This is a genomic window from Chengkuizengella sp. SCS-71B, from assembly GCF_040100845.1.
Lineage (GTDB): Bacteria > Bacillota > Bacilli > Paenibacillales > KCTC-33759 > Chengkuizengella.
In genome coordinates, this window is record NZ_JAZHSH010000005.1 from 1 (window position 1) to 1,226 (window position 1,226).

The 1,226-nt window shown below is 33.9% G+C and carries 1 protein-coding gene and 1 pseudogene; both read left to right on the forward strand.

Annotated elements, in window-relative coordinates:
- A pseudogene (locus VQL36_RS21060) lies at positions 1 to 94 on the forward strand (IS607 family transposase); the annotation flags it as partial.
- Complete coding sequence (locus VQL36_RS21065; RefSeq protein WP_349247502.1) at positions 72 to 1,202, forward strand: RNA-guided endonuclease TnpB family protein; 1,131 nt, start codon at positions 72 to 74, stop codon at positions 1,200 to 1,202. The pseudogene VQL36_RS21060 and the gene VQL36_RS21065, both read left to right, overlap by 23 nt.
- Positions 1,203 to 1,226: the final 24 nt, after the last annotated feature.

Below are 1,226 nucleotides of genomic sequence, written 5' to 3' on the forward strand. Positions count from 1 at the left end.
TGTGTTTAGTTGCAGACTTCAAGGTAAAAGAGCCAACAAAGCTAAGAAAATGATTAAGGAGTTAGTTGAAGATGATCCTAGCCAAGAAAATTAGAATCAAGCCGAATGAAGAGCAAGAGCAGAAGCTTTGGCAATCCGTTGGTACAGCAAGATTCATCTACAACTGGACATTGGCAAGACAAGAAGAAAACTACAACAACGGTGGGAAGTTTATCTTAGATGGTACGTTGAGGAAAGAACTAACCCAATTAAAGAAAACTGAGTTGCAATGGCTAAATGAAGTGTCAAATAACGTGGCTAAACAAGCTGTTAAAGATGCTTGTAATGCTTATAAACGTTTCTTTAAAGGTCTGGCTGACAAACCAAAGTTTAAGAGCAGACGTAAAAGTAAACCATCGTTTTACAATGACACGGAAAAGTTGAAAGTAAAGCCAATGAAAGTGTTGATCGAAAAGGTAGGATGGGTTAACACAACTGAACAAATTCCGATGGAAGTGAAATACATGAACCCTAGAGTAAGTTTTGACGGAAAGTACTGGTATTTATCCGTTGGAGTGGAAGAAGAACAATCGAAAATTGAATTAACAGATGAAGTTATCGGTGTTGATGTAGGTATTAAAGATTTAGCTGTATGTAGTAATGGAATGACGTTTAAAAATATAAACAAAACAAAAAGAATCAAAAAGATGGAAAAGAAGTTGCGTAGGTTGCAACGCACCCTATCAAAAAAATATGAAATGAATAAGGAGGGAAACCGTTTCGTCAAAACATGCAACATTATAAAACTCGAAAAGAAAATAAAGTTAGTACACCGTAAATTAGCAAATATAAGAAACAATTATTTGCATCAAACAACGAATGAGATCGTGAAAACCAAGCCATCTAAAGTTGTTATGGAAGATTTGAATATTAAAGGCATGATGAAAAACAAACATTTATCCAAAGCGATTGCAAAACAATGTTTACATGAGTTTAAAAAACAAATGGAGTACAAATGTAAGTTTTATGGAATTGAATTAATACTCGCTGATAAATGGTATCCATCTTCTAAGACATGTAGTTGTTGTGGAGAAGTAAAAAAAGACCTTAAACTATCAGATCGTACATACCAATGTAATTCATGTGGTTTGGTGATAGATCGAGACTATAATGCAAGTCTGAATCTATCAAACTATCAACAAATCAGCGTAATATCACTTTAAAAGATATCGTTGATGTGTACCATT

Bases quoted from the DNA above. Each gene is read 5' to 3' on its own strand.
- VQL36_RS21065 (WP_349247502.1), top strand. From the start codon at position 72: ATGATCCTAGCCAAGAAAATTAGAATCAAGCCGAATGAAGAGCAAGAG.